The sequence below is a fragment of the Thalassotalea sp. G20_0 genome, assembly GCF_017744175.1.
Lineage (GTDB): Bacteria > Pseudomonadota > Gammaproteobacteria > Pseudomonadales > Endozoicomonadaceae > Endozoicomonas.
In genome coordinates, this window is sequence record NZ_JAGHQV010000015.1 from 1 (window position 1) to 25230 (window position 25230).

General features: G+C 50.2%; 25 protein-coding genes and 1 pseudogene. 11 read left to right on the forward strand and 15 right to left on the reverse strand.

Annotated features, from left to right (window positions below; translation table 11 throughout):
- From J7438_RS10830 to J7438_RS10865, 8 genes are all read right to left on the reverse strand, one after another.
- On the reverse strand, positions 1-3067 hold a 3067-nt coding region (locus J7438_RS10830), incomplete at its 3' end, for a hypothetical protein (protein ID WP_209276554.1).
- 381 nt (positions 3068-3448) lie between these two features.
- Positions 3449-4711 carry a UDP-N-acetylglucosamine 1-carboxyvinyltransferase gene (murA, locus tag J7438_RS10835; RefSeq protein WP_209204541.1) on the reverse strand — a complete coding sequence of 421 codons (1263 nt, stop codon included), beginning with the start codon at positions 4709-4711 and terminating at the stop codon, positions 3449-3451.
- Positions 4712-4721: 10 nt separating this feature from the next.
- Entirely contained in the window at positions 4722-4973 is a 252-nt protein-coding gene (locus J7438_RS10840) for a BolA family protein (RefSeq protein WP_163370989.1), read from the reverse strand.
- Positions 4974-5479: 506 nt separating this feature from the next.
- Entirely contained in the window at positions 5480-5776 is a 297-nt protein-coding gene (locus J7438_RS10845) for an STAS domain-containing protein (protein ID WP_209276555.1), read from the reverse strand.
- Positions 5773-6459 (reverse strand): MlaC/ttg2D family ABC transporter substrate-binding protein, encoded by a 687-nt coding sequence (locus J7438_RS10850; RefSeq protein ID WP_209276556.1) that lies wholly within the window; start codon positions 6457-6459, stop codon positions 5773-5775. The genes J7438_RS10845 and J7438_RS10850 overlap by 4 nt, the downstream gene beginning before the upstream one ends.
- A gap of 48 nt (positions 6460-6507) precedes the next feature.
- Positions 6508-6972, reverse strand: a complete 465-nt coding sequence (gene mlaD / locus J7438_RS10855; protein ID WP_209204544.1) for an outer membrane lipid asymmetry maintenance protein MlaD — start codon at positions 6970-6972, stop codon at positions 6508-6510.
- 14 nt (positions 6973-6986) lie between these two features.
- Complete coding sequence (gene mlaE / locus J7438_RS10860) at positions 6987-7781, reverse strand: lipid asymmetry maintenance ABC transporter permease subunit MlaE (RefSeq protein WP_209204545.1); 795 nt, start codon at positions 7779-7781, stop codon at positions 6987-6989.
- Positions 7782-8630: an ATP-binding cassette domain-containing protein gene (locus J7438_RS10865; RefSeq protein WP_286196528.1), complete on the reverse strand. Its 849-nt coding sequence runs from the start codon at positions 8628-8630 to the stop codon at positions 7782-7784.
- A 253-nt stretch (positions 8631-8883) separates the two neighbouring features.
- Between J7438_RS10865 and J7438_RS10870 the strand changes: the two genes are divergently transcribed.
- The 6 genes from J7438_RS10870 (at position 8884) to J7438_RS10895 (ending at position 14158) form a co-directional block, all read left to right on the forward strand.
- Positions 8884-9846 carry a calcium/sodium antiporter gene (locus J7438_RS10870; RefSeq protein WP_209276557.1) on the forward strand — a complete coding sequence of 321 codons (963 nt, stop codon included), beginning with the start codon at positions 8884-8886 and terminating at the stop codon, positions 9844-9846.
- Positions 9847-9950: 104 nt separating this feature from the next.
- Positions 9951-10925: a KpsF/GutQ family sugar-phosphate isomerase gene (locus J7438_RS10875; RefSeq protein ID WP_209276625.1), complete on the forward strand. Its 975-nt coding sequence runs from the start codon at positions 9951-9953 to the stop codon at positions 10923-10925.
- A 42-nt stretch (positions 10926-10967) separates the two neighbouring features.
- Entirely contained in the window at positions 10968-11549 is a 582-nt protein-coding gene (gene lptC / locus J7438_RS10880) for an LPS export ABC transporter periplasmic protein LptC (RefSeq protein WP_209204547.1), read from the forward strand.
- 52 nt (positions 11550-11601) lie between these two features.
- Positions 11602-12141: a lipopolysaccharide transport periplasmic protein LptA gene (gene lptA, locus J7438_RS10885; protein ID WP_209276558.1), complete on the forward strand. Its 540-nt coding sequence runs from the start codon at positions 11602-11604 to the stop codon at positions 12139-12141.
- 120 nt (positions 12142-12261) lie between these two features.
- Positions 12262-12987, forward strand: a complete 726-nt coding sequence (gene lptB, locus J7438_RS10890) for an LPS export ABC transporter ATP-binding protein (protein ID WP_209276559.1) — start codon at positions 12262-12264, stop codon at positions 12985-12987.
- Positions 12988-13288: 301 nt separating this feature from the next.
- Positions 13289-14158 (forward strand): hypothetical protein, encoded by an 870-nt coding sequence (locus tag J7438_RS10895; protein WP_209276560.1) that lies wholly within the window; start codon positions 13289-13291, stop codon positions 14156-14158.
- Positions 14159-14369: 211 nt separating this feature from the next.
- Here the strand turns inward: J7438_RS10895 and J7438_RS10900 are convergent, their stop codons facing one another.
- Positions 14370-14702: a response regulator transcription factor gene (locus J7438_RS10900; protein ID WP_209276561.1), complete on the reverse strand. Its 333-nt coding sequence runs from the start codon at positions 14700-14702 to the stop codon at positions 14370-14372.
- Positions 14703-15057: 355 nt separating this feature from the next.
- Between J7438_RS10900 and J7438_RS10905 the strand changes: the two genes are divergently transcribed.
- Positions 15058-15327: a hypothetical protein gene (locus J7438_RS10905; protein ID WP_209276562.1), complete on the forward strand. Its 270-nt coding sequence runs from the start codon at positions 15058-15060 to the stop codon at positions 15325-15327.
- A gap of 272 nt (positions 15328-15599) precedes the next feature.
- On the opposite strand, the gene J7438_RS10910 is transcribed toward J7438_RS10905, so the two are convergent.
- The 3 genes from J7438_RS10910 to J7438_RS10920 form a co-directional block, all read right to left on the reverse strand.
- Positions 15600-16652 carry a hypothetical protein gene (locus J7438_RS10910; protein ID WP_209276563.1) on the reverse strand — a complete coding sequence of 351 codons (1053 nt, stop codon included), beginning with the start codon at positions 16650-16652 and terminating at the stop codon, positions 15600-15602.
- Between the two features lie 11 nt (positions 16653-16663).
- Entirely contained in the window at positions 16664-19162 is a 2499-nt protein-coding gene (locus J7438_RS10915) for a TcfC E-set like domain-containing protein (RefSeq protein ID WP_209276564.1), read from the reverse strand.
- Between the two features lie 199 nt (positions 19163-19361).
- Entirely contained in the window at positions 19362-19937 is a 576-nt protein-coding gene (locus tag J7438_RS10920; protein ID WP_209276565.1) for a hypothetical protein, read from the reverse strand.
- A gap of 606 nt (positions 19938-20543) precedes the next feature.
- Between J7438_RS10920 and J7438_RS10925 the strand changes: the two genes are divergently transcribed.
- Positions 20544-20735: a hypothetical protein gene (locus tag J7438_RS10925; protein ID WP_209276566.1), complete on the forward strand. Its 192-nt coding sequence runs from the start codon at positions 20544-20546 to the stop codon at positions 20733-20735.
- Between the two features lie 189 nt (positions 20736-20924).
- On the forward strand, positions 20925-21212 hold the full coding sequence (locus J7438_RS10930) for a hypothetical protein (RefSeq protein WP_209276567.1): 288 nt from the start codon (positions 20925-20927) through the stop codon (positions 21210-21212).
- Between the two features lie 72 nt (positions 21213-21284).
- Here J7438_RS10930 and J7438_RS27675 read toward each other — a convergent pair whose 3' ends face one another.
- Positions 21285-21698, reverse strand: coding sequence for a hypothetical protein (locus J7438_RS27675; protein WP_286196529.1), 414 nt, complete (start codon positions 21696-21698; stop codon positions 21285-21287).
- A gap of 120 nt (positions 21699-21818) precedes the next feature.
- A pseudogene (locus J7438_RS28255) lies at positions 21819-21968 on the reverse strand (RING finger domain-containing protein); the annotation flags it as partial.
- A 635-nt stretch (positions 21969-22603) separates the two neighbouring features.
- On the opposite strand from J7438_RS28255, the gene J7438_RS10940 reads away from it, so the two are divergent.
- Positions 22604-22882 carry a toxin gene (locus J7438_RS10940; RefSeq protein ID WP_209276569.1) on the forward strand — a complete coding sequence of 93 codons (279 nt, stop codon included), beginning with the start codon at positions 22604-22606 and terminating at the stop codon, positions 22880-22882.
- Entirely contained in the window at positions 22879-23166 is a 288-nt protein-coding gene (locus J7438_RS10945; RefSeq protein ID WP_209202058.1) for a hypothetical protein, read from the forward strand. Before J7438_RS10940 ends, J7438_RS10945 begins: the two co-directional genes overlap by 4 nt.
- 428 nt (positions 23167-23594) lie before the next feature.
- On the opposite strand, the gene dcuC is transcribed toward J7438_RS10945, so the two are convergent.
- Complete coding sequence (dcuC, locus tag J7438_RS10950; protein ID WP_209276570.1) at positions 23595-24968, reverse strand: C4-dicarboxylate transporter DcuC; 1374 nt, start codon at positions 24966-24968, stop codon at positions 23595-23597.
- Positions 24969-25230: the final 262 nt, after the last annotated feature.

The window sequence follows — 25230 nt, forward strand, 5'->3', positions numbered from 1 at the left end:
GGTCAACTTTGCGGGCTATCATCGTGGCTGAGTCTGCCGTTTCCTCCCCGGCAGTGATCTCAGTAACGGTTGCTGTTTTCCAGTCCCCGGATTGCAAACGGTCACTCAGCAGTTCAACCATTAATTCAACCGTGGCTGTGCTCAGAAACGTCGGTAATTGTTCGGTAAGTGCCGTGCCGCCCTCTAAGGCATTCACGTCATCACATTGTTCACCGTTGTGCCTCACGGCAAAGAGAGCCCCTTCTTTGACGACAAGGTTCATAACCTCACGAATACAGCCCTCAAGGATCGGCTTGACCGCCTCCAACTGACCACTCTGTTTAATGACCAGGTCGACGGCTTCATCAGCCAGGTTACCCAACTGACCAGCAACAGCCTGACGGGCATCACGCCAGTGATCTTGTTGATTTTGATGGCCCGCTGTCGTTTTCTCCACACACTTGCCGGTCAAATAGCCGGACTTTTCCCCTGGCTCCAGCTCCTCCGCTATCCGCTGAAAAGTAGCCGCCGCATCAACCCTGCTACTTTCCAACGCAGAATGCAGGCTCTCTAATCGTTCATGGATAGCAGCTTCCAACTCCGGGGTTGCCTGAACCAGCAATGTTTTTACATACGCTCTGGCATCCAGATCTATCTGTTCTTTGTTTCCCGTTATCCATGTTGCCAACCAGTCCATACATTGATTGACCCGGGATTTCGCCCCCGATTCCTTTGCTCGTTGCCTGATCCATTGAATAGCAGCACTTATCAGCTGGTGCTGTAGCTTGACCGCTTCCTCTGAAATCGTATCTATAACTGCCAGAACAATGGATTCATCCCCCATTTTCCGGTTAAACAGATCTCTTACCAGATCATCAAGCCAGACGGTTCCATCCCCCGCACTTTGCAGGATAACGTCGGAAGCCAGTTTCTGAAGACTGTCAAGGGGCAGGGTATCGATCACAGACTTTAACGGATCCGTTAATTGCTGTAGAGCAACAGCCTCCGCTGTTTTCAATGCCGCATCGATGGTGTTGGCGGAGTCTCCCTGAGAATCTGACGGGCTATTCGACTGACCGATCGCTTCACGCCCTTTGTCACGAAGTGCTTTTTCCCAAGCCTCAGACTCAAGCTTACGGCTCAATATATCAACAGCCAATGTCGTTAAAACCGGTGTCATGGCTGCCCGGAATCCGGGGAGAGTCTCTGCCAGTCCCTGATCTGCCGCGAGTTCTGTGCCATTTCGCTCAGCAATAAAAGCAGCACCTTGACTGACGGCATGTTCCATCACTTTCTCAATACCCGGCTCTACACTCGCTATAACCGTATCCAGATTTTTCCGGAGTTCGCCGGTCAGCAGGTCTATCGCCTCATCTATCACCCTGCTACCTTGTCGAGCAATCAACTGATCAATAACACGGTTTTGCCCGGCACGAGGTTCTGTTGTTCCTTCAGCAGAATATGAGGCAGCAGCCTCTTCCTGTTCAGCTTGCTGGCGATTGTCTGCAAACGCAGTGGTGATTCTGGTAACCAGGTCTTGCACATCCCCACTATTATTTTTACAGTCTTGCGTTTCTCTCTTTAGTTTCCTGATAGCACATTTAATATCCGGCGCAATTTTTTCCAGATTCTCTTCTATCAACGGCTTCAGCTTATCTTTAAACTTCTGTTCATTTTGAAATACCCGAACAGCTTCTTCTATTTTCTTATTGATCAGCTGTTTGATTTTCTTTTCAGTGTATTTAACCGGCTCTGGTTCAGGCTGACTGGATTTGGACTTCCATAGACCCGCTATTTTGCCAGCCATTTTAGAAATACCATCCGCAGCCGAGCTGAATTTCTGCACAACAATATGACTGTGGTTTTGCACAACCGTTGTTAGTGTTTTTGCTGCGCTACTGGCAATTCTATTTTGAATCCTGTCAATTTCATCAGGTTTACGTTGCTGCCATTCATTGAATATGCGCACAGTATCAGCGCGAATATTCATCAGGGTATCGATAATGATGGCCGTAATTCTGGATAGCAGTTCATCAACATTCTTATCGGTCAACTCAACGCCTTCAGCCATCATGCTGACCAGTGCCTGGTTGATAATCCCCTTTAAAGAGTCAGCCTTGATGGCTGTCATTTTTTCATTAAACAGTTTATTACCCGACTGCGATACAGTAACAATGCCGTTTCTTAAAATGGAATCAATGCCAGCTGCATTGTTTTGTGCCGACGGATGCCCGGTTAAACCCAGTATGCTCACGATTAACCGGGTCAGAGTGTCCGATATTACCTTTTTCCCGGCGTCGCTATCCGCCAGGGTTACTTTATCCAGAAAGGCCTCATGAGTCAGGTGTACCAGAATGGTTGCAATTGATCGGGTAACATCACTGACCCAGCCTTCATCCCCCCCGGGATCATCAGCATTTCCATCCACTCCACCGGCAACGCTGTCTGGCCAGGGGCTGGCCTTTTTCAGCTCGCCCTGAATCACTTCCGTCAGATTTTCCACCAGGGCATTCAGAGCCTCAGGTTTTTCCAGCACTTTTTCCGGCGTTAAACCTGCCGCCTTGACAAGCCTGTCACCCACCTTCTTGCGGGCCTTTGCGGGAGTACGGACAATCTCGATACTCACATAAGCGTTATCATGACTGCCACCCGGGGAGCCACTGGTGCGACCGGCAGCAACGATTGGCTGGACATCCGAATTAATTCCAACCTTTCTCAAACCTAACTCAATGCCCTGGCCACAGGCTTTACGGAGGTTTTGATAGAAACAAAAAACGATATCATGGTAAATATGGCGAAATTGAGGAGCGTCCTCATCAGGGCTGTCGGAGGCTGGAACACCGGTTGCTTTTGTCTGCCCCATAGAGGAATAGGTCGTAGTCTGTTGGCTTGTCGTTAAATTCTGACTCCGGGGTACTGCCAGTAGATAAGTGTTTTCATCTGCATCATCAGCAGTGACCTCGCTTTGATTGGCACTGGAAGCCAGTAAAGATCGCCCCGGCACTTTACTGATTGAGATTCTGTCAACCATTGTTGTCTGTTCAGGAACATTCGGTGCAGCCCCCTCATGACATTGATTGATATTCACCTGATTTGCTGTACCAGAATCAGGTCGAACAGAAACCGTATCTCCGCTCGCTCTGATCGATGGAGACCGGGGCCCTCCTTCCGGGGTGACCGGGTTAACAGCAGTAAACTCCGTTAATTCCATTTATTTAGACTCCATTCTACTGCCGGGCATATTCTTGTATTTGAGAGCCTTCATTACGCGATATTTAATGAGCCAGCAAAACCAATGAATTGACAAGGCTTTAGTATCTGATAGATGCAAAAGTCTCTGACGGTCGTCAAGTCATCAACAATAAAATTGAGACTAACGTTTTATTTGAGTGGCAAAAGGGATAAAAGTTCCCTGACCTTTGACCAAAAAGCCGAAAATCAGGGTTAGAAAAGAGAAAAGAAGTGTAAATCAGGCAGGAACGCGACGAATTTTGGCACCAAGTTGCTGAAGCTTCTCTTCAATGCACTCGTAACCACGGTCAATATGGTAAATACGTTCTACCACGGTATCACCTTCAGCGACCAGGCCAGCAATAACCAGACTGGCTGAAGCCCGCAGGTCAGTCGCCATAACCGGCGCTGCCTTGAGCTGCTCAACACCTTTGACGATAACGGTGTTACCTTCCACATCAACGTCTGCACCCATGCGTTTCATTTCCTGAACATGCATGAAGCGATTTTCAAACACGGTTTCGGTAATCCGGCCCGTGCCTTCAGCAATGGCATTCAATGCGGTGAACTGAGCCTGAATATCGGTGGGCATTGCCGGGTAAGGTGCCGTTTTCAGGTCAACTGCCCTGGGACGCTTGCCCTTCATATCCAGTTCAATCCAGTCATCGCCCCATTCTACTGAAGCACCGGCTTCCCGAAGCTTGAACAGAATCGCATCGAGAATATTAGGCTGGGTGTCTTTCAGGCGGACCCGGCCACCGGTTGCTGCGGCAGCAATCAGGTAAGTGCCGGTTTCAATACGGTCTGGCAATACCGAGTAGGTGCAGCCATCAAGGCGTTCTACCCCCTGAACCCGGATCATACCCGTACCATGGCCTTTAATCCTGGCACCCATGGTAATCAGGCACTCGGCAAGATCCACCACTTCAGGCTCACGGGCCGCATTTTCAATAATGGTTTCACCATCGGCCAGTACCGCAGCCATCAGGATGTTTTCCGTACCGGTGACCGTTACGGTGTCCATTAGTATGTGGGCACCTTTCAGGCGATCCTTGACGCTGGCTTTGATATAGCCATCTTCCACAACAATATCCGCGCCCATGGCCTGCAGGCCACTGATATGCAGATCAACCGGACGGCTGCCAATAGCACAGCCACCGGGCAGGGAGACTTCTGCATAACCAAATCTGGCCAGCAGAGGACCCAGTACGAGAATAGAAGCCCGCATGGTCTTCACCAGCTCATAAGGTGCCACGAGCTGCTTGATGGTGCTGGCATGAACTTCCACGTTCATCTTTTCATCCACCAGCAGCTCAACCCCCATACAGCCAAACAGCTCACACATGGTGGTAATGTCGTGCAAATGGGGCAGATTACATACGGTAACCGGGGAGTCAGCCAGCAGGGTCGCTGCCAGAATCGGCAGGGCAGAGTTCTTGGCACCAGAGACCCGAATCTCTCCATCCAGGCGCACACCACCGGTGATAATCAGTTTATCCATGGTTTCTCACTTAGTCCTGGTTACCCAGCTGTCTGGCACGCTCTGCGGTAGTCAAAGCCACCATCGATACAGCGTGAATCGCACCACTGGTGATGAATGGATTCAGGTGAGAATAGATCATCTGCTGACGCTGAACCGGTCTCTTCGCCTCAAACTGGTCACTGATTACGGTCAGACGAAAGTCACACCCCTCGCCCTCAACAATCACTTGTGAGCCCGCAATCTCCTTCTCCAGAAGCGCCTTGACCTCTTCGGCTTGCATGATCCAACCTCTCAGGGAATAACAATCAGGTATTTAAAGGGAACAGTAAAACCGGCCAATGATATCCGAGAGAGGGTTCCATGAATAGCCCCAAAACAGGATCAACCCGCAAGCTGCGTCAGTTTTGCCGGCCGTAAGTAGTTAACCAAATGAAATCCTATTTTCTGACTAAGTGGACAGTCACTCTCGGCAACTGCTCCTGCGTTGCTCTAGGAGCCTGTCGGACTTAAGCGTCCGTAGCGAGGATTGCGAGAAATTGAGGATAAAAATTTCTGCTTCTGAGGAGAATAGCGGGGCTATTTGACGAAGAAGCAGGAATTTTTAGACCAATTTATCGCAACCGCAGTAGGACAGTCTTAAGTCCGACAGGCTCCTAGCTCCTGCATCCATGCAGTCGTGCGGCGTTACAACTCCGGTCACATAGCTAAGGCTATGCTCCCTGCGTTGTGCCTTGCATAGTAACTGCCCACTTAGCCAGAAATATACGATTCCATTTGGCCAACTACTTACACATTATTCAGCAATGGCTGAATACCACAGACTTCAGCCAATGCATCCAGTTCATGAGGCATGCCAACAAATTCGATGGACTTCTGCTGTTTTTTTGCCAACCGGATCCAGGAGAGAAAGACCGATAAAGCAGAGCTATCGGCCTGGGAGATACCGCTCAGGTCAATTTCCCAGTCGTCACCGCCAGAGGTCAGTAGTAAACGGGCACCCTGCTCTTCAATAACGGCGGAGGTGGCGAAATTAACCACACCATTCAGTGTAAACCGGCCAGGCGCTTCCAATGCCAGGGTCATGACTGCTTGCTCACAGCGTTGTTCTCCGTTGCTTCACCCTGCATGATTTCCGGCCAGTGATCCACAACATATTGGAGATCATTGTACTTGCTCATGGCTTCTGCAAACTGGTTACGGAACTGAATGCCAATATTGATACCATCAACAATGATATTCCTGAGTTTCCAGCGCTCATCCTGATGAACCATGGAATAAGAGATGGCCACAGTACCGGAGGACGTTCTGACCGTCATATCCACGGGAACCAGCCGCGCTTTGCCTGACCGGTAGGCATTTAATACGGTATCCGGTACCGCATCAACTTTCTCAATGGTCAACCGGGTATCATCAAGCTTCAGCAGGGCCTTGCCATAGAAGCTGATCAGACTGTCTTTAAACGTTCTGGAAAACTGCTCAATTTGTCCGCTTTTAGCCCGGCGGGAGTATTTACCCATCACCCCCCGGGCAATGGAGTCGAAGGCCACGGAAGGTGACAGCTGGCGATCAACCTCGGCAATAAAGGCAGCATCGTTCTTTTTATACTGATGAATATTGTTTTCAAAGGTTGCCAGCAGTTCCCTGGTAATTTTTTCCACTTCCTTGTGAGGTGACTCAATGACCTGCTCTGCAGCGATGACCGCTGAAGACCACTGAAAAAACAGCGCCACCAGGAAAGCCACCACGTGTCTATTACCTTTCATCATCCATTCCATCCGCTAGCCAGAGAACGCTTCTCCGGGCTTGTTGTTTCGTTACTCACTTTTATTGACCGTGCCCAGAAGAAACTTACCGATCAGCTCCTCGATAATCAGCGCTGACTGAGTGTCTTCAAAACGCTCACCATCTCGCAGAAACGCCTCGTCACCACCAATGCTGATACTAATGTACTGCTCACCCAATAGCCCTGCGGTGACAATCGATGCCGTGCTATCGATAGGTATATTATCGATTTGCTGATCAATATCCATAACTACCCTGGCCATGTAAGTCTCTTTATCCAGCTCAACGCTTTTCACTTTGCCAATGGTGACTCCGGCCATGGATATTTTGGAACGGGGTTTCAGGGCACCGATGTTATCGAAGTAAGCATTCAGCTCATAGGTTTCACCGCCGGCTTTCAGGGACAGACCACTGACCTTTACCGCCAGCAGCACCAGGGCCAGCATGCCTGCCAGCATAAAGGCACCGACACTGATTTCTAACGTTCGTATCCGCATTTTATGCTCTCTCCTTAAAGCTCACCAAACATCACTGCGGTCAAAATGAAATCCAATCCGAGAACAGCCAGTGAGGAATAAACCACCGTTCTCGTAGTTGCACGACTGATGCCTTCTGAAGTGGGAACGGCATCGTACCCCTGGAAGACGGCGATCCAGGTCACCACAACCCCGAACACCAGGCTTTTCACCATGCCATTGCCCACATCATCGACAAAATCAACCGACTGTTGCATGCCACTCCAGAATGAACCTTCATAAATCCCCAGCCAGTCAACGCCCACGATGACGCCACCAAGAATCCCGACCAGGCTGAAGATCGCCGCCAGCAGCGGCATAGAGATAACCCCCGCCCAGAAACGTGGGGCAATGACCCGTTTTAACGGATCAACACCGATCATTTCCATACTGGACAGCTGCTCGGTCGCTTTCATCAGCCCGATTTCAGCGGTCAGGGCAGAACCGGCACGCCCGGCAAACAGCAGTGCAGTCACCACCGGCCCCAACTCACGCACCAGGCTCAGGGCCACCAGCTGACCAACAGACCCCTCTGAGCCATAGCGAATCAGAATACTGTAGCCCTGCAAACCAAGAACCATACCAATAAAAAGACCGGAAACCGATACAATGATTAACGACAGAAAACCAACGTTATAGAGCTGCCTGATCAGCAGCGCGCCTCGCCCAGAGAATCCCGCCCGGGAAAAAATCGCCAGAAACAGAAAAATACCGGACCGCCCCAGGGACTGCACATGACCAAGACCTGACTGACCAAGCTGAGCCAGCCGGTCCAGAACATCAAGTTTCATTTATACCCCCGGAGACAGTAAGTCGCTTTGATAGTCATCTGCAGGAAAGTGAAAAGGAACAGGCCCGTCGGGCAGCCCCTGCATAAACTGGCAGACCCTGGCATCCGTTGAGCTCAACATCTCCTCCGGGGTGCCGGAACCAATCACTTCACCATCGGCGATCAGGTAGATTACATCCGCGATGCTGGCCGTTTCATGAAGATCATGGGAAACAATGATACTGGTGATGCCCAGCGCCTGGTTCAGCTTGCGAACCAGCTCCACCAGCACGCCCATGGCAATCGGGTCCTGTCCGACAAAGGGTTCATCATACATCACCATTTCAGGGTCCAGGGCAATGGCCCTGGCCAGGGCAACGCGCCGACTCATACCTCCGGATAACTCGCTGGGCATCAATGACCATGCACCGCGCAGCCCCACCGCATGGAGCTTCATCAGTACGATATCACGGATCATGGTTTCCGATAGCTGGCTATGAATGCGCAGGGGAAAAGCGACATTCTCAAAAACGGACAAATCGGTAAACAGTGCCCCGCTCTGGAACAGCATGCCCATTTTACGACGCTGAACAAATAACTGATCCCTCGTCAGATCAGCCAGATCCTGACCATCCACCACAATCGAGCCCCGGTCGGGTAGCAGCTGACGGCCAATCAACCGCAGCAGGGTCGTCTTGCCGGTGCCTGAAGGCCCCATAATACCCACCACTTTGCCACGGGGTATATCCATATCGATATTATTGAAGATCGCCCGGGAACCTCGATAAAAGGTCAAACCACGAATCTCGACAAAATTATCGGTGCGGTTTTCGTTGCTGTGTTGTTCACCTGAGGAGATGGAATTCATCATTGGGTTCGCAGATCCCTGCAACAGACAGAATGTAAAAGTCTTCCAGTTCCGATATTATGACCTGTTTCACACTTTAATTGCACCATCCAGTACATCAATTACCTTGAAACCGTGTGCCAGACAACTACAGACAAATTATATCGGAGGAATTTTCTGCTGACAGGATCAATTCAGAGGGGAATGCAGTTGCATTGTCTGCCTGATTTTCCCTACACTTCCTTCCTTTATATGAATTCTTGAGAACGCCCCCGGAATGAGTCCTGCCATTTATGCCATAGCCGCCATTATTGTTGGCTTCGTACTGCTCACCTGGAGTGCAGACCGCTTTGTTGGCGGAGCTGCCGCTACGGCAAAAAACTGGGGTATATCCCCCATGCTGATCGGCCTGACCGTTGTCTCCATCGGTACATCTGCGCCAGAAATTCTGGTATCGCTGATGTCTTCTCTCCAGGGACACAACGATATTGCGGTTGGCAACGCCATTGGCTCCAATATTGCCAATATCGGACTGGTTCTTGGACTAACCGCGCTTATCGCACCACTACCGGTCAAAACAGCACTGGCCAAACGGGAAATACCCTGGCTGTTACTGGTCACGGTGATTGCCGGTGCCTGCCTTGCCAACAACTACCTTGGGCTTATAGAAAGCCTGGTGCTGCTCAGTGGCCTGTTCGTTACTCTCTATCTGATGGTGACCTGGCAAAAATCCCACCCTGAAGAACCTCTGGCAGAGATTGAAGAGATCGAAGAGCTGCCTTCAGGCAAAGCTTACCTGGAACTGGTGGGCGGACTGTTACTGCTACTGATCAGCGCCCAGATTCTGGTTTGGGGTGCAACGGAAATCGCCACTCTGCTGGGTGTCAGTGAGCTGATCGTTGGTTTGACGGTTGTCGCCATTGGTACCAGTTTGCCGGAGCTGGCCGCATCGGTAGCCAGTGCCCTGCGCGGCCACCATGATATTGCCCTGGGCAATGTGGTGGGCTCAAACATCTTCAACCTGCTGGCGGTTCTGTCAATGCCCGGACTGGTTCGTCCCGGAGCCATCAGTGAGTCTGTTTTCTCCCGAGATTATACCGTGATGCTGGCATTTACCGTTCTGCTGGCGGCCATGGCCATCGTCGGTAAAAAACCCAAAACGCTGGGACGTTTTGCAGGTATTATCTTTCTGGCAGGGTATGCCTGCTATGGCACATGGCTGTACGTACAGACGGTTTAAACCGGAGCTGAATGCTCCCTTCTCCCTGAACTATTTTATCCCGGAGTCTGAAAGGTTATGCTTTGCCACAACATCCTGACAGCTCCTTCAAAGGCTTTACTGAAATGACCTCTGACCAGAACTTTATTGAAATTGGTCGTCGTACCATCCAGATCGAAAAGGATGCGATTGAAGCGTTGTTGCCACGCATTGGTGAAGACTTCAGCAATGCCTGTCGGCTAATGCTGGAATGCCGGGGCCGAATTGTCGTTGTGGGGATGGGAAAGTCAGGACATATTGCCCGTAAAATCAGTGCCACCCTGGCCAGTACCGGTACACCGGCGTTTTATGTCCATCCCGGCGAAGCCAGCCATGGCGACATGGGTATGATCACCGCAGACGATGTGGTGCTGGCTATTTCCAACTCCGGTGAAACCGGCGAAGTAATCACCTTGCTTCCGCTGTTCAAACGAATGGGTGCTGCGCTGATCAGCATGACCGGCAAACCCGCTTCCACACTGGCGCAGGCCGCTGAAGTGAATCTGAACACAGGGGTTGATAAAGAGGCCTGCCCACTTGATCTGGCCCCCACATCCAGTACCACCACTCAACTGGTTATGGGTGACGCACTCGCCATTGCGCTGCTGGAAGCCCGTGGCTTTACCGCAGAAGACTTTGCATTTTCCCACCCCGGCGGTGCCCTGGGTCGCAGGCTGCTATTGAAAGTGCAGGATATCATGCATGACGGCAATCGAATCCCGACGGTGAAAAAAGGCACACGCCTGGGTGAAGCGCTGCTGGAAATGACCCGAAAAGGTCTCGGCATGACCTCCATTATTGATGACAACAACGTGGTCGTTGGTGTCTTTACCGATGGTGATCTTCGTCGTGCACTGGATCACGGGGTTGACCCCCACAACACGACCATCGACGAGGTAATGACCATCAAGTGCACCACCATTACCCCTGATATTCTTGCCGCTGAAGCACTGAGAATTATGGATGATCGCAAAATCAATGCGCTTATCTGTGTCGACCATGAGCGGCATGCTGTTGGTGCCATCAATATGCATGACTTGCTGAAAGCGGGTGTGGTTTAAACACTTTTTATCAGGCTCAAGGCTGTCAGTTTCGGAACCCGGATGACCTATCGCAATCATCTTATTATCGCTGCAATCCTGCTAGTGCTGGCCGCTGGCTATTGGACCTACGACGGTGCAATAGTAACGGTCAGCGCCAGCCCTTCGGAAATCATCCGCCAGGATGCCGACTACTTTCTGGTGGATGCCCTGGTTAAGGAGTACGACGCTACCGGAGCGTTACAATACCAGTTGCAGTCGGGCAGCATTACCCATTACCCCCACAATGACAACACACTCCTGCAACAACCCATCCTGACTAACCTCAGTGACAGTGGACAACTCACTGTGTCAACGTCGGAGAACGGAAAATTACTGCCCGGTGGCAAAGATATTGAACTGTGGGATAATGTCGTGGTTATCCAGAGCAGCCCGTCCGTCAGGCAACAGGGCTATGAGCAACAGCTCAGAATGGACACCGACTTCCTGACCATTGCAACGGATAAGGAAATTGCCGATACCGATCGCCCTGTGCTGATTACCAGCGACACCGGAGAGACGCAAGCCATTGGGATGACCGCCTGGTACCAGCAGGGAAAGATTCAATTAAAGTCCAGAGTACGGGGAGTCTATGAGACTGAGTAAGCTGATCATTCGCACAATCATTGATATATCCCTGTCAGGGAAGCGATAACCCATGACACGACTACCAAAACCAAAAGCACTCCTGAACAAACAATGGCTTGTCGGGCTGTTATTTGTCCCATTTATGGCCATGGCCTTACCCGCTGATCGCCAGCAGCCCATCCAGATCGATTCAGACACCGCTGACATTGATAATAAAAAAGGGGTGTCTGTGTATCGTGGTGATGTGGTCATGACCCAGGGCACCACGCGCATCACCGGTGACGTTATTACCATCTACACCCGGGACCGGGAGTTGACCAGGGTCATTGCCCAGGGCAATAAGGCCAGGGCTTATTATGAAGAGCTGCAACCCGGTGAACAGGGCATCGTCCAGGCCTGGGGCAACACCATTCGCTACGATGTGGACAGTGACCAGATTGAACTGATCAAAAACGCCCAGCTCTCCCAAAAGGGAGACACCTTTACCGGCGAAAAGATTGACTACAACCTGACACTGCAGACCGTCAATGCCAAAGGCACACCCAATCAGGGAGACAATGGCCGGGTACAGATGGTGATTCAGCCCCGTCAGGAAAAAGCCAAACAATGAAGCGCTGCCCGCTTCCCGCTACCCGTAAAAGCATTAGTCTTATCTTTTTCGGGCAGCGGGAGGCGGGAAGCGTTCTAAACGACACACTTTGTTTTCACACTCAGGTTAACAGACAACCGGATGGCAATCCTCAAGGCAGAACATCTTAGCAAAAGCTACAAAGGCAGAGAGGTGGTGAAAGATGTCTCTCTGCAGGTTAACAGTGGTCAAATCGTTGGCCTGCTGGGCCCTAATGGCGCAGGAAAGACCACCTGTTTTTATATGATTGTCGGGCTGGTGAAAGCCGATGGCGGCAAGGTCACCATTGACCAGCAGGACCTGACCTTTCAGGCCATGCACCACAGGGCTCGTGCCGGTATCGGTTACCTCCCCCAGGAAGCCTCTATATTTCGTCGCCTGTCCGTGCGGGACAATATTCTGGCCATTCTGGAAACCAGGAAAGACCTCAATAAACAGCAGCGCGCCGAGAAAATGGAGTCACTGCTGGATGAGTTCAATATTGGCCATATTCGTGACAGTGCCGGCATGGCGCTATCCGGTGGCGAAAGAAGACGGGCAGAGATTGCCAGGGCCCTGGCCACCGACCCGACCTTTATTCTGCTGGACGAACCCTTTGCTGGCGTTGACCCGATATCCGTTGGTGATATCAAGTCCATCATCCGTCATTTGCAAAACCGGGGCATCGGGGTACTGATCACCGACCATAACGTTCGGGAAACTCTGGATATCTGTGAGAAGGCCTATATCGTCAGCGAAGGGCATATCATCTCAGAAGGCGACAGCCATACGGTACTGTCCAATCAGACGGTCCGTGACGTTTATCTTGGGCACCAGTTCAGCTTGTAACACCGTGTTCCCGGCCGCAGCCAGTACCCGTACATTATTTCAATGCGTTTGATGTGTAAAATCTCCGTTCACCCTGAGCGTCCTTCGGCTCCGCTCAGGATGCACGGACGAAGGGTGATTGGCACAGTCTCTATTCAAGGCATGGTGTTTACGCCCTTCGACTCCGCTTCAGGACGTTTCCTTCTTATCCAGTTTTTTCTATTGATTGTTAATATTGCTAACTGGGTTGTCATTAAAGTCAGGGTAAATTTTCTATAACTTAATTTGACATACTTGATTAATTGACAAGGAGGTCATCGTCATGAATTCTCAGGAATGTTCAGTACCAGCTGCCATTAACATCGATTCATGGAAAAATAGCATGAGTGATAATCTACTCATTAATGGCGTTGGCGAATTCAAAGGTGACGAAAAAAAAGTAACCTTCTATTCGGTGGAGGCAAAAAGATATTACGATGTTTCTGTGTGCGGCAGTGATTATAAAAGCACATTTGTTAATATCATTGTTACAGCCAGAACAGACAGAAAAAATATTTTTAACCGTATGATTGGTGCAGTTGCTGACGCATTTAAACGGTTGGTTACCAGTGGTATGAAATTTAGCAAAACACGTTCATCCCAAATAAAGGACAAACTAGAACCTGTTATTCTGGATAAGGCGATAGATAAGGGTAAACGACGGGGTGCTGATAGAAAGACTATTGAAAATGGATTTAAAGCGGCAACTCAGCGTTATATTAAATTTAACATTGATGATATTGACAATGATTCTCGCTTTATCCTGGCAAAATCTCTCTTTGATATTTATGATGACCCCTCTCTGCTTCATAAATTGCAATGGGATCTTAATGCCATAATGAGAAGTTTACAACAAGACGCTGCAAGCTTGTCAGCATCGGCCGGGTTTCATCAGGATCAAATTGCATTTAATAGTGTTGATGGTGTTATAAATCTGACTGACTATGCCCTGACTGGAAACAATAATGCAAGACAACGCGTAGATCATGCTGGAGACATGATTCGTATAAACTTATGGAGACAAAATCACTACAACTCGAAGCTCGTTAAAACTTACAACACCATCCACTTAGTTGGTGAAATGTTGACAAGAATCCAACACACTATTGACAGTAAACAGTCAAGAAAGCCGGTGCCAGGCCTTCAACCCTGAACAAGCTTCCCGGAACTGACACCCCCCTGTGTCAACCTGGTTGACGCGGCTCTGAGGGTGTCACGAAACCCCGAAAAATGGTTTCGGTGGTGATTGATGCCGGCATCGGCTTCTGTGAAAACCGATCTATGCCTATGAACCTGTATCAGAGTTTAGCGACAGCTCCAGAACGTGATAATAAGCATAGATACCGCAAATCATGAGAACAATATCAGATAATACGCATATCCTTGGCCAGAGCCACCAGATGCACACGGTTTTCAGCCCCCAGCCACTCGCGCAAATGGTTCAGGTGATAGTTCACCCCTTTCTCACTGAGGTTGATTTTGCTGGCAATCTCTTTACTGCTCAGTCCGTTGGCCGTCAGCGTCAGCACATCCAGTGCCCGGTCACTGACCATCTCGTTCATCAGCCAGGGATTAAACAGGTAACTGTAGTCACGCATTAACAGAGTATGAAAATAGAAGCAGGCGTTCAGCAACGGCACCTGGTAATCCTTCAGCCAGAAGGCCAGCTCCTGATCAGACAGCGGGCTATTCAGCATATATTGTGCGTGCCAGCCTCTGCCGGCCAGGCCATAAACCGGCACAAACAGTTGCGAGTGAATATCCAGGGCGGTAAAAAAATCCAGTATTTTTCGTTGTTGCTGAATACGGTGGTCTAAAGGCTCACGCTGAAACAGCTGTTGCGCCGTAAAAACCCGTTGCCGGATGCGTTCATCACAAAAGAAAAGGACACCCGTAAATTTGCCATTAATGATCGAATTTGTGGGTGTCCTGTTTTTCCTATCCTGTTTTTCCTATGATTGATCGAATTTGTGGGTGTCCTGTTTTTCCTACTTCCTGTTTTTCCATGATCGAATTTGTGGGTGTCCTGTTTTTCCTACTTCCTGTTTTTCCATGATCAAATTTGTGGGTGTCCTGTTTTTCCTGATCGAATTTGTGGGTGTCCTGTTTTTCCTTGTTTTTCCTTCTGTTTTTCCTTTGGGTGTCCTGTTTTTCCTCTGCACCAGCGAAGACAACTGCACTAATTTAAACGATGGCACCCGTATCTATGCCGGAGGCAGCTGGGAAATGCCCCTGCCGGAAGGTTCAGCGCCGGGGCAGGGTTATATTCAATACGGGATGTTTGATGGGGAGTTTGAGGAAGCCCAGCGGTTCAGGTTGTAATCTGTTACGAAAGACAGGGGCAGGTCTGACATTTGAACTCATTCAAGACTTGGTACATGGTTTCAATGAGTTTGACGGGTTGTCGTTACCATAAGCCTCTGCACTCCGTTTGTCCTGAGCCTGTCGAAGGGCGCATCAGGCCCATGATAGATCGTGCCAAACACCCTGTGCATCCTGAGCGGGGTCGAAAGACGCTCAGGATGGACGGAGATGGTACACGTCAATCTCATTGAAATGATGTACTAGCCCCGATTTTTACGAGATTGTAACTGTTAAAACTCAGGTTCAACATACAGCGTCATAGTGTCACTGTACTTACCATCAGAACCTCCGGACTTAGCCTCGATAGTAACGGTCATGTTTTGATTGGTTTGGCCTTCGCAATTAAATGATTTTGACGGCTCCCAACCCGAATACGATTTGGAATAACTTATGGTTTCATTTTTTCCTGTTTGATCACTAAGCACCATTGTGTAACGTATTGATTCATCACCGTTTCTAAGCTGAAAATCCTTCCCCTCTGAGCCATTTGAGCCATAGCTGCTATCTGGCTTCAACTTAAAGTTATCAGCCCCCAGAGCGAATACGCAAAACTTTCGGGTGCCACTTCCAGAAGTGCTGTCAAGAGTCATATCCCGGAGGCCGCTGATCCGAATGAGAGCCGGTATATCAAGCTCTATATAAAGATTAACGGGCCAATTAACACCGGCATCACCTGCAGTAATGCCTGCTGTGCTAGGCGCTTGATCTATGGTGAAAGTCAATGTGCCAGAATGCTTGCCTGACTGCGTCAGAGTACCTTCTTTGATCAGGTCATTCAGTTTAGCCTCAATGGTGAGTTTAAAGTTAAGGCACTCTTCACACCTAAAAAATGGAAATAACCCAGCACCCCGAAAGTCACAATCATCAGAATTACAAGTGGTATTTGCCGGGAAATCCACACTCTTTCCGAAGGCTGTCTGCTCGATAGAAACGTTGAGAGGTATTTCTGAGGTAGCATTATTGAGTGTGACACCAGCACTGCGCACGTTAAAATAGGCTGCACGTGCACAGCCAAAACGACCACAAGAACGTATTTGGAATTCTTTTGTTGCAGAAAACTGACCATCACTCGGATATAGTTCAGTCATTGCTGAAAGGTTCTGACCAAGTGGCGAACCTCCCTCACAAACGGATACTCCCGTTGAATCAGCCGGGTTGTCGTTGTCTGGGTTGATTGGCTCGCACTGCAAAGCACTGACCTCCAACGACCCCAACAAACCAAAGAAAGCCAAAACCAAAACACAGCTTGCCCGACGAATCTGATTATTGATGACTGCTGTCATAACTACCTTACTTACTCACCATCCCGCTTACTCACCGCCAACTGCCCCTCCAACACCGTCGTACACTCGGCATCGGCCAGGTCAATAGTACCCATTTGCAACACATAGCCCTCGGCCATCTCCTTCACCGGCAGCGGGCAGAGCCAGCCGTTGTCCATCTCCACCTGCAAGGTGCCCACATCAGAGCGGGCTTCCAGTTGGAACATGCCAATATCATCGGTGCTGCCGGGCAGCAAACCGCCATTGATACGAGCGTCTGTCAGCGGCTGACCATTAAACAATAGTCGTCCAAACAGCAGTTGCAATGGTATCGCCTGATAATCCAGCGTTACCACATTGCCGGGGTAGAGCGTGGCTACCTTTTCCCGCTCATCAAAACTGTACAGGGTTTCACCGGCCGGGCTGAGGGTCACCCGATACTGATCATAGGGCGAGAGACCGATGATCGACGGTGAACCGGCCACCGCATAACCACGACGCTGGCCGTTTACCCGCACATCGAAGACATCACCGGGGCGGCCCTCAAGATTAACCACCAGGGCGCTTTCGGAGCGGTCTTCGCCGCCCAGGGCGAACACCTCACCGTCGGTCAGGAAGCTGGTGCTCATGCTGCCACCCCAGTTGGTGGTGCCGTTGCCTTCGTTGCGGCTGTGGCTGGCACTGAAGCTGGCCCGGCCGTACTGGTTGGCGTACTGTACGCTGCCGTTGATGCGCTCGTCGCCAGTGCCGCCCTCCACTCCGGCGTCAAACCGCAGGTCGCCGGCCAGCAGCTCGCGGTCCTCCCAGGAGGTGGACAGTCGCAGACGCTGGCTGGATTCACTCTCCCCATCCCGGCGGGTCATCTCCGCCCGTGGCGTGGCGTTGAAGTTCCAGTGGTCGGTACGGTAACGGAAGCTCAGGCTGATCAGCCCGATCTGATCATCGCCGGACTTGCTCAGGCTGATATCGATATCCCCATCGTAATCAAAGGTACGGAACAGGGTTCGGCGATAGTCCAGACTGTGGGTGCGGGCCGGGTCCTGGGCGCTGTTATTGTCGTCATAGCTCTGGTTCATGCTGTAGCGATAGTTCAGGCTGCCATCGAACAGGGGCATGCCAGCCGAAAATGCCTGCTGTTCAAAGGCGTTGCCGAGCAGGCTGACACCGTCGTCAGGTTCAACCCTTGGTTCGTCGTGCCATACCCGGCGGAAGTTCCCGGAGAGGGAGAGATCACCCAGGGTCAAACGACCGTTGACGCTTATACCCGTGGTGCCGTTATCCCCGAGCATCAGCGACGGCTCAATGTCATAAAGGGGGCCGAAGTGGTACAGCCCGAATTCCGACAGGGCATCGTCGCTGCTCACCGCCATGGCTGCCGTGGCCGCTACGGTGTCGTGCAGACGGCGGCTGACTCCGGCCCGGTTCAACCACTGGTTGGTGACCTCGGGCAGTGCCCGGTCGCTGGTGCGATCGAGCACCCGACCCGACTCCATAAAGAACAGCCATTCGCCCACCGGGGGAATCTGGCTCTGTTTGGCAAAGAAACGGGTTTCGGTGGAGAGCAGGTTGCCGCTCTCATCGAGAATACGAATCTCAATGTCGTAAGCGCCACTGGGAAAGCTGCTGGTGTCCAGCTGCTGGGAGCCAGCCTCGAAAAAGGCGCTGTCGATCAGTCGATCATCCCGGCGCACCTCCACCCGACCCCGGGTGGGCAAAAATACCGTCACCGGCATGCCGCCAGAGAAGTCCAGGTCTTCCCTGGTATTATTGGAGCTATTGATGCGCAGCCCAAGCACCGACTGGTCGCCGGTGAAGTTCAGGCCAAAGCCACTGGTGGAGAGCAGGCCGGCGTTGTACTCCACCCCCTCAAAGTCCCGCTGGCCGTAGATCTGGTTGACCGAGAACCGGTTGCTGTCGGAGTAGTCCCAGCTCCAGTACAGGCTGTTCTCCCGCCAGGCGGCCGTGGTCAGGCCATTGATGGTGTAACTATTATCGCTGCCGCTGGAACCGCTCACCGCTGCCGAGAGGTTCTGCATCATGGAAAACTTCGCATCCGAAGGTGGCAGAAATTTTCGCACCTCGGCGGCGCGGGTCAGCATAAAACGGCGGTTGACAAATATATCAACCCGAAAGCGGGATTCGTCGAAAATCACCCCGGCCACCGGTGTTTCCAGCACGCCGCAGTTTTGTGTGCGGCCGGACGGGCAGACCAGTTCGCTGTGACTGTCCAGCTCACCGCTCAGGGCGCTGGTAATCAGGGTGGTTTCGTTCAGGTCGCCAATCTGGCGTAAAAGGGATGCCGGGTCGGGCAGTTCAATAACACCGGGGCTGAACGCCGCCAGTTGTGAGCCGATGTAGCGGTTGCCGAAATAGATATCCACCAGTGAGCTTTGGGTGGCGCTAAGTTCTTCAAAGCCGGGGGGTGGACTGGCGGCAGCAAGGAATACCGGGTCATCGGCCAACGCCAGGGGAGTGACTAAGGTGATGGAGACCGTCAGAAACTCGGTAAAGTAATACTGCCAACGACGCATAATGGTGAATCTGCCACAGGTTATTGAGTTGTACCTGGTGGGTACTTCGTTACTACCTCATTACCTGAGGATTAAAAAACGGCAACCAGGGAGGTTGCCGGTGTTGGGTGTTGTGGTTAACGGGGGCGGGGTTGGTATCTGTCAAGAATCAAGACCTGACCCTGGTTTTCGGTTTTCTTGCGGTTTTCTTTTGCATTTTTTAAATAGGTGTGACCGTTAAAGTAACGATGTCAGAGTAAACACCGTCAGCTATGACACCGCTAACAGCAGGAATATCGACTGTTAGTTTATTCAGCTCGTAAGCGGTTCCAATACATACATTGTTAGGATCTTCACCAACCACTGTTTTGTCAGCTGAATATTGGAAGGAGCCTTGTGTACCGCTGGCAAGATTGCCTGCCCCCCAAGTGTCAGTTGTCGTTGAGACATCTTTGTCCACTATTGTCACAGTATATGGAATGGGACCTCCCGACACAGCTGTTGTGTTTAGTGCAAAATCTGTGTTAGTTGACGCTACCTCGATGAGTACTTTATCAGTGTTGTTGCTATAGGTGCAAAAGTTAAAATTATCAGTAACAGCTGAGCCTAAAGAACCAGTAAAGCTCATGTCCTCAAGCCCCCAAATCCTGACTGACGGATTTACGTTATAGTTGATCTCAAAATCACCATTGGACGTTGGCCCAACCGTGCCCTGGCGAGCCGCCATCACCCCAGCCGAACTCAACAACCCAGCAGAAACCGCCACCACCAAAGCCAATGTCTTAAACGTTTTCATATTACGCCCCCTTACAGCGGTCAGCTGCAAGCTACCTATTGTTATTATAAAACTAACATTGTCGTTTAATCAGCAGCAATTAGTGACCAGGAAAGGGCGAATCCCTACCGCCAATCACTCACTGCCTGCAAGCCACCGGCCGACTTTACTATGAGGTAAAACTGCTTATTTAACAGCAACCTGCAACAAGCAGCCCCGCGCTCTTGACTGCATTCTTCAACATATACGTAAATCACGCAAGCGTTTTTTTAATCATTACCAACCCACCCCGAAAAGGCATAAAAACCCATTAAAAACAAATACATGAAACCGCAAAAGATCGGGATCACAATAGACAAAAGATCAAAAATATCGGGATCATATATGAGTTTTCGGCCGCTCTTTTGATCCAGATCAATATGGGAAAAGCGGTGTCAAAAGCGGTGTCACAAAACAAAAGGAAAAGCGGTGTCAGGTCTTGATTCTTGACGTTGCATAATTTTGCTCTACTTTTTGCTCTGTGTTTATTGCCTGGGCGGTATTTAGGACACGGTTGATGATGTATTGAGTACGGGACTATTTGATAATATTTGATGACAAAGTGCACACAATCACTATACTGGCCCTATGAAAAGCTTTAACTGGGACGCCAAGAAGAACCAGCAGCTGATTGATCAGCGCGGTAAATCCTTTGAAGAAATTATCTTTCATATTCAAAACGGCGACCTTCTGGATGATATTGCCCATCCTAACGTTGTTGACAAAAAGAAAAGAAAAAGAAAAGGACACCCACTTTTTATCTGCCAAGCCAACTCATGACAACGCTTGGAAGAAAAAGAAAAGGACACCCGAAAAAGAAAAGGACACCCGTAAATTTGCCATTAATGATCGAATTTGTGGGTGTCCTGTTTTTCCTTTCTGTTTTTCCTTTTCCATGATCGAATTTGTGGGTGTCCTGTTTTTCTTTGTGGGTGTCCTGTTTTTCCTTTTTCCTTTCCTGTTTTTCCTTTGCTTCGGGGGATTTCCGGGCCTGCCGGGGAGAAAAAACCGGCAGGCCTGCCTTTGCCGGAAGATGATAAGACCCCACTGGTCAGGGCCGGTTTCCTGATCCCCGAAGCGGAACACGCCATTATCCAGGCTACCCTGCAGCGGCTTGCCATGGCAGGCATTACCAGCAGCAAAACGGAAGTGGTGAGGATGGCCCTGAAAGCCCTGGAGAAGCAATCGGACAAGCAGCTTAAGGCGTTGAGTGATGGGCTGGAGCCGGTGCGGAAGGGGCGGCCTGCAACGGTTTAAATTATTATAATTATTTAAATAATTAAAATGATTTATTCGATTCAACCCGTTAGCGGGCCTGAAGGATTTTTTTCACACAACTACTGGATTGCTTTCCTGTTGGGAATATAGGCTCTCAGCCGTAATCCCCCCAATAAAATTCCCGGCAATAGCCCCGCACCCCGCAGCAGTCCCGAAAAAAAATGCATCCCTGATACCCCCGGAAGCAGCCCCGAAAACCCCGGCAGAAGCTGCGACAGCAAGCCCGCCAACCGCGACAGTAGCGCCGACAGCAGCGCCGACAGCAGCGCCGGCAGCAATCCCGATATTTCTGGGAACCCCGGCAGAAGCTGCGACAGCGCCGGCAGCAGCCCCGGCAGTAACAAAGACGGTCGGGGCAGCAATCACGATAACCCCGGCAGCAGCCGCTTCAGCAGCCCCGACAGTAGCCCATAAAGCAGCCCCTAAGAAAGCACCCGGGACAGCAAACGCGGGGACGCAATCCACAATAGTTCGGCCAGTAAGTTTAATCATTTTTTCCAAAAAAATGACCACACGCTCCTGCAATGGGATATTTTTTATCTCTTTTATCTTTTTATCAGTTAATTGAGTTGTACAGACAGGGCATTTTTTTTGGTTGGAACTTTCAACCCATTTACGTATGCATGATTTACCAAAAGCATGTCCGCATGTCAGCTCGGTTCTTTTGATTTTTTTTAAGTCAGAACATATTGAGTCATAACATATTGCACATTCAAGACCCTTAGCACCATTCATATCAAAACCTAACCATAAAAGGATTTTTCAATAGAACATCGGATAATAATATTTGGTTTTGGTTCCCAGGGTATTCACAGGAAAGAGCGAGAAGCCCAGTACTTTTAGTGCTGCTAAAGCAGTGGGATTCCTATAGCTAGACGGCGATGCCCCGCCGCAAGAATGTTCTTTGCTGCGTTTGTATCCCGCAGGTGTTCAGCTCCGCACTCTGAACAAGCAGAACCCTATACTTTAATTCTTCTTGGAGGCATTAATAGCTGTTGCCTTTTGCTATTTATGCTACGCAATGATAACGCGATGTTCGGCTATCTTTCTTTAGCTTCCGGCACATAGCGGCAACCTTTTGAGCACTTACTAAAGGGCACTAACATGAATTAAGGAAAAGCGGGGTCAGAAAAGCGGGGTCAAAGAAAAGCGGGGTCAAAGAAAAGCGGGGTCAAGAAAAGCGGGGTCAAGAAAAGCGGGGTCCGAAAGCGGTGTCAGGTCTTGATTCTTGACGTTGCATAATTTTGCTCTACTTTTTGCTCTGTGTTTATTGCCTGGGCGGTATTCAGGACACGGTTGATGATGTATTGAGTACGGGACTATTTGATAATATTTGATGACAAAGTGCACACAATCACTATACTGGCCCTATGAAAAGCTTTAACTGGGACGCCAAGAAGAACCAGCAGCTGATTGATCAGCGCGGTAAATCCTTTGAAGAAATTATCTTTCATATTCAAAACGGCGACCTTCTGGATGATATTGCCCATCCTAACGTTGTTGACTACCCGCACCAGCGGGTGTTTGTTGTTAACGTGATGGGCTATGCCTGGCTGGTGCCCTACGTCGAAAGTAAAAAGGAGGTCTTCCTGAAGACCCTGATACCGAGCCGAAAGTTTACCCGAGATTATCTGGAGGGTGATTCATGACCAAAAAAAATACGTTGGATCAAGAGGAACAGTCACTACTTGATGCTCTGGAAGCAGGTGACTATCAGTCCACGTTGACCCCGAAACGCAAAGCAGAGCTGGAGAGTGTTGCTGCAGAGACTTTTAAAAAGGATAAGCGCATCAACATCCGTATCTCCCACCGTGATTTACTGGCCATCCAGTCCCGGGCTCTGCGTGAAGGCATCCCTTATCAGACATTGGTTTCCAGTATTATTCATAAGTATCTTTCTGGTTCTTTGGTGGAGGTGAAGCCAGACTCTTGACAACCTCCCACCACTAAACCTCAAGCGATTACAGTAAAAGAGAAAAGGGTACCCATAAATTGGTCATTGATGATTGAATTTGTGGGTAAGGATAGGGTTCAGATCTTGATTCTTGAATTAAGTCAAGGACAATTTTTAAGAACACAGAGAAAGAAAAGAAAAAGACACCCACTTTTTATCTACCAGGTCACTGCGGCTTTTGAGACAACCCAGTGCGGAAAAGCGTTGATACCCATGCTGCACTGAGCGGGATGTTCGGGTATTAGGGCTTTCCTGAACTAGAGCAACGCAGGATCAGTTGCCGAGAGTTACTGATCACTTAGTCAGAAAGTATGATTTCATTTGGTTAACTACTTATATTCTGATCTGGAAGTGGAAACGTTGTTCTTTCTATTAAAAAACGCCCCCGCCAGGCGGGGGAGAAAAAATCACACAAACAAAATCAGGTGCAGCGCCATACCCACCACAAACGCACCAATCATCGGCACCGAGGTTCTTTTCACCACTTCAAACGGTGAGATTTTGGCAATACCGGCACAGGCAATAATGACCGCCGAGATGGGGGACATGGAACGCCCCATGGAAGCGGCAAAGTTCATGGGCAGCAACAGGGCCACCGCCGGTACACCAAAGCTTTTGGCAACCTCTGGTGCCAGGGTGGCAAAGGACAGGAAGGCCGCATTGCCAGAGCCCATCATAATGGCCGCAACGGCAATCAGCGTGGCCATAAACAGCGTCATACCGGCAGCGCCGATACCCAGCCCCTGGGCAGAACCGAGCAGGGAGTCGATGGCACCAATATGCTTTAACCCTGTGGCAAAAATTTCAGCACCGATAATCAGGCCGACCACCGGACCAAAAACAGCGCCCATACCATTGAGGAATTGATCAAAACCATCAAGGGACTGTTGCATTTTCCGGGTACGGATCACTTCACAGAACATGCCGGCAAATACGCTGATCAGCATGGCCATGACCAGGTTCATTTTGATGGACGACACCATCATTTTGGAAAAGATCAACAACAGGAAGAAAGGAATCATGGGCAGCAGCGCATAGAATGCCGGAGCCGGGTCTTTCTTGTCACCGTCTGCTTGTTCGATGCCCTCACCCACATGCTCGGCAACCATATAGCCATCTTTCAGGTCGCACCGACGCTGCCAGACAAAGTGCAGGGCCGCTGCCACCAACGCCATGGGGACGGTGATCCAGGCCTGATAATCCAGGAAGTATTCGGTAATTTCCAGTCCGGACTGGCTGGCGGCAAAGTTGGCATTTACCTGGGTAACACCGATTTCAAACGCCGCCGGAGAAGCGATCACAGCAACCGCTGAAGCCGGGCTTAAACCGATATTTCTCAGCACCGGATACAACGTCACCATCAACAGCAGGCCAAGACCCGTTGCCGAGGTGACGAACATTTGCAGCACAACACTGAGCAGGTAACACAGCGCCAGTACCATATAAGGTGAGCGAAAACGGCTGATGGGCTTAACGGCCAGTCGAACCAGCGCTTCTGAGGCACCGATATGGGACATGTAGCTGGCAAAACCACCACAGGCCATGATGGTCAGACCCAGGCTGGCCATGCGGAAGCTGAATACCGAGTTCATCAGTTGAAACAGGTCAAAGGGGGGAAAACCGGTGGCCTTGGCCTCTGGCAGAATATCTTTTATCCCCATCAACGCAGCGGCACTTAGCAGTACAATACCGGCAATAGCCAGTGAGGCCGATGCACTGTAGTTCTTCACGATGGCGTATATAACCAGTGCAACCACGGGTATGACGATGAGTATATCCACAGGGAATCCTGAAAATGGCTAAATTTCGCGCAGGTTATTTCTTGCACTATTGGTTGTAAATGACCAATGTCAAATAATGATCGGGTAGTTTTTTTTAGCCGTTCTGACAGTCGTTATGACCGAACCTTAACGGCGGAAAGCGCTTATAACCCACACAAAAACACACGTAATTTCATCGTATTCAATCTTTGCACATTTTTTGCTAAAGCTATGGTTTCAGAAACGTCTATGGGTTTATAATCAGCCGCACATGGAGAGTAAG

Coding starts and splice junctions, on each gene's coding strand:
- murA (WP_209204541.1), bottom strand. CDS start 4,711: ATGGATAAACTGATTATCACCGGTGGTGTGCGCCTGGATGGAGAGATT.
- J7438_RS10840 (WP_163370989.1), bottom strand. CDS start 4,973: ATGCAAGCCGAAGAGGTCAAGGCGCTTCTGGAGAAGGAGATTGCGGGC.
- J7438_RS10845 (WP_209276555.1), bottom strand. CDS start 5,776: ATGACCCTGGCATTGGAAGCGCCTGGCCGGTTTACACTGAATGGTGTG.
- J7438_RS10850 (WP_209276556.1), bottom strand. CDS start 6,459: ATGATGAAAGGTAATAGACACGTGGTGGCTTTCCTGGTGGCGCTGTTT.
- mlaD (WP_209204544.1), bottom strand. CDS start 6,972: ATGCGGATACGAACGTTAGAAATCAGTGTCGGTGCCTTTATGCTGGCA.
- mlaE (WP_209204545.1), bottom strand. CDS start 7,781: ATGAAACTTGATGTTCTGGACCGGCTGGCTCAGCTTGGTCAGTCAGGT.
- J7438_RS10865 (WP_286196528.1), bottom strand. CDS start 8,630: ATGATGAATTCCATCTCCTCAGGTGAACAACACAGCAACGAAAACCGC.
- J7438_RS10870 (WP_209276557.1), top strand. CDS start 8,884: ATGAGTCCTGCCATTTATGCCATAGCCGCCATTATTGTTGGCTTCGTA.
- J7438_RS10875 (WP_209276625.1), top strand. CDS start 9,951: ATGACCTCTGACCAGAACTTTATTGAAATTGGTCGTCGTACCATCCAG.
- lptC (WP_209204547.1), top strand. CDS start 10,968: ATGACCTATCGCAATCATCTTATTATCGCTGCAATCCTGCTAGTGCTG.
- lptA (WP_209276558.1), top strand. CDS start 11,602: ATGACACGACTACCAAAACCAAAAGCACTCCTGAACAAACAATGGCTT.
- lptB (WP_209276559.1), top strand. CDS start 12,262: ATGGCAATCCTCAAGGCAGAACATCTTAGCAAAAGCTACAAAGGCAGA.
- J7438_RS10895 (WP_209276560.1), top strand. CDS start 13,289: ATGAATTCTCAGGAATGTTCAGTACCAGCTGCCATTAACATCGATTCA.
- J7438_RS10900 (WP_209276561.1), bottom strand. CDS start 14,702: ATGCTGAATAGCCCGCTGTCTGATCAGGAGCTGGCCTTCTGGCTGAAG.
- J7438_RS10905 (WP_209276562.1), top strand. CDS start 15,058: ATGATCAAATTTGTGGGTGTCCTGTTTTTCCTGATCGAATTTGTGGGT.
- J7438_RS10910 (WP_209276563.1), bottom strand. CDS start 16,652: ATGACAGCAGTCATCAATAATCAGATTCGTCGGGCAAGCTGTGTTTTG.
- J7438_RS10915 (WP_209276564.1), bottom strand. CDS start 19,162: ATGCGTCGTTGGCAGTATTACTTTACCGAGTTTCTGACGGTCTCCATC.
- J7438_RS10920 (WP_209276565.1), bottom strand. CDS start 19,937: ATGAAAACGTTTAAGACATTGGCTTTGGTGGTGGCGGTTTCTGCTGGG.
- J7438_RS10925 (WP_209276566.1), top strand. CDS start 20,544: ATGAAAAGCTTTAACTGGGACGCCAAGAAGAACCAGCAGCTGATTGAT.
- J7438_RS10940 (WP_209276569.1), top strand. CDS start 22,604: ATGAAAAGCTTTAACTGGGACGCCAAGAAGAACCAGCAGCTGATTGAT.
- J7438_RS10945 (WP_209202058.1), top strand. CDS start 22,879: ATGACCAAAAAAAATACGTTGGATCAAGAGGAACAGTCACTACTTGAT.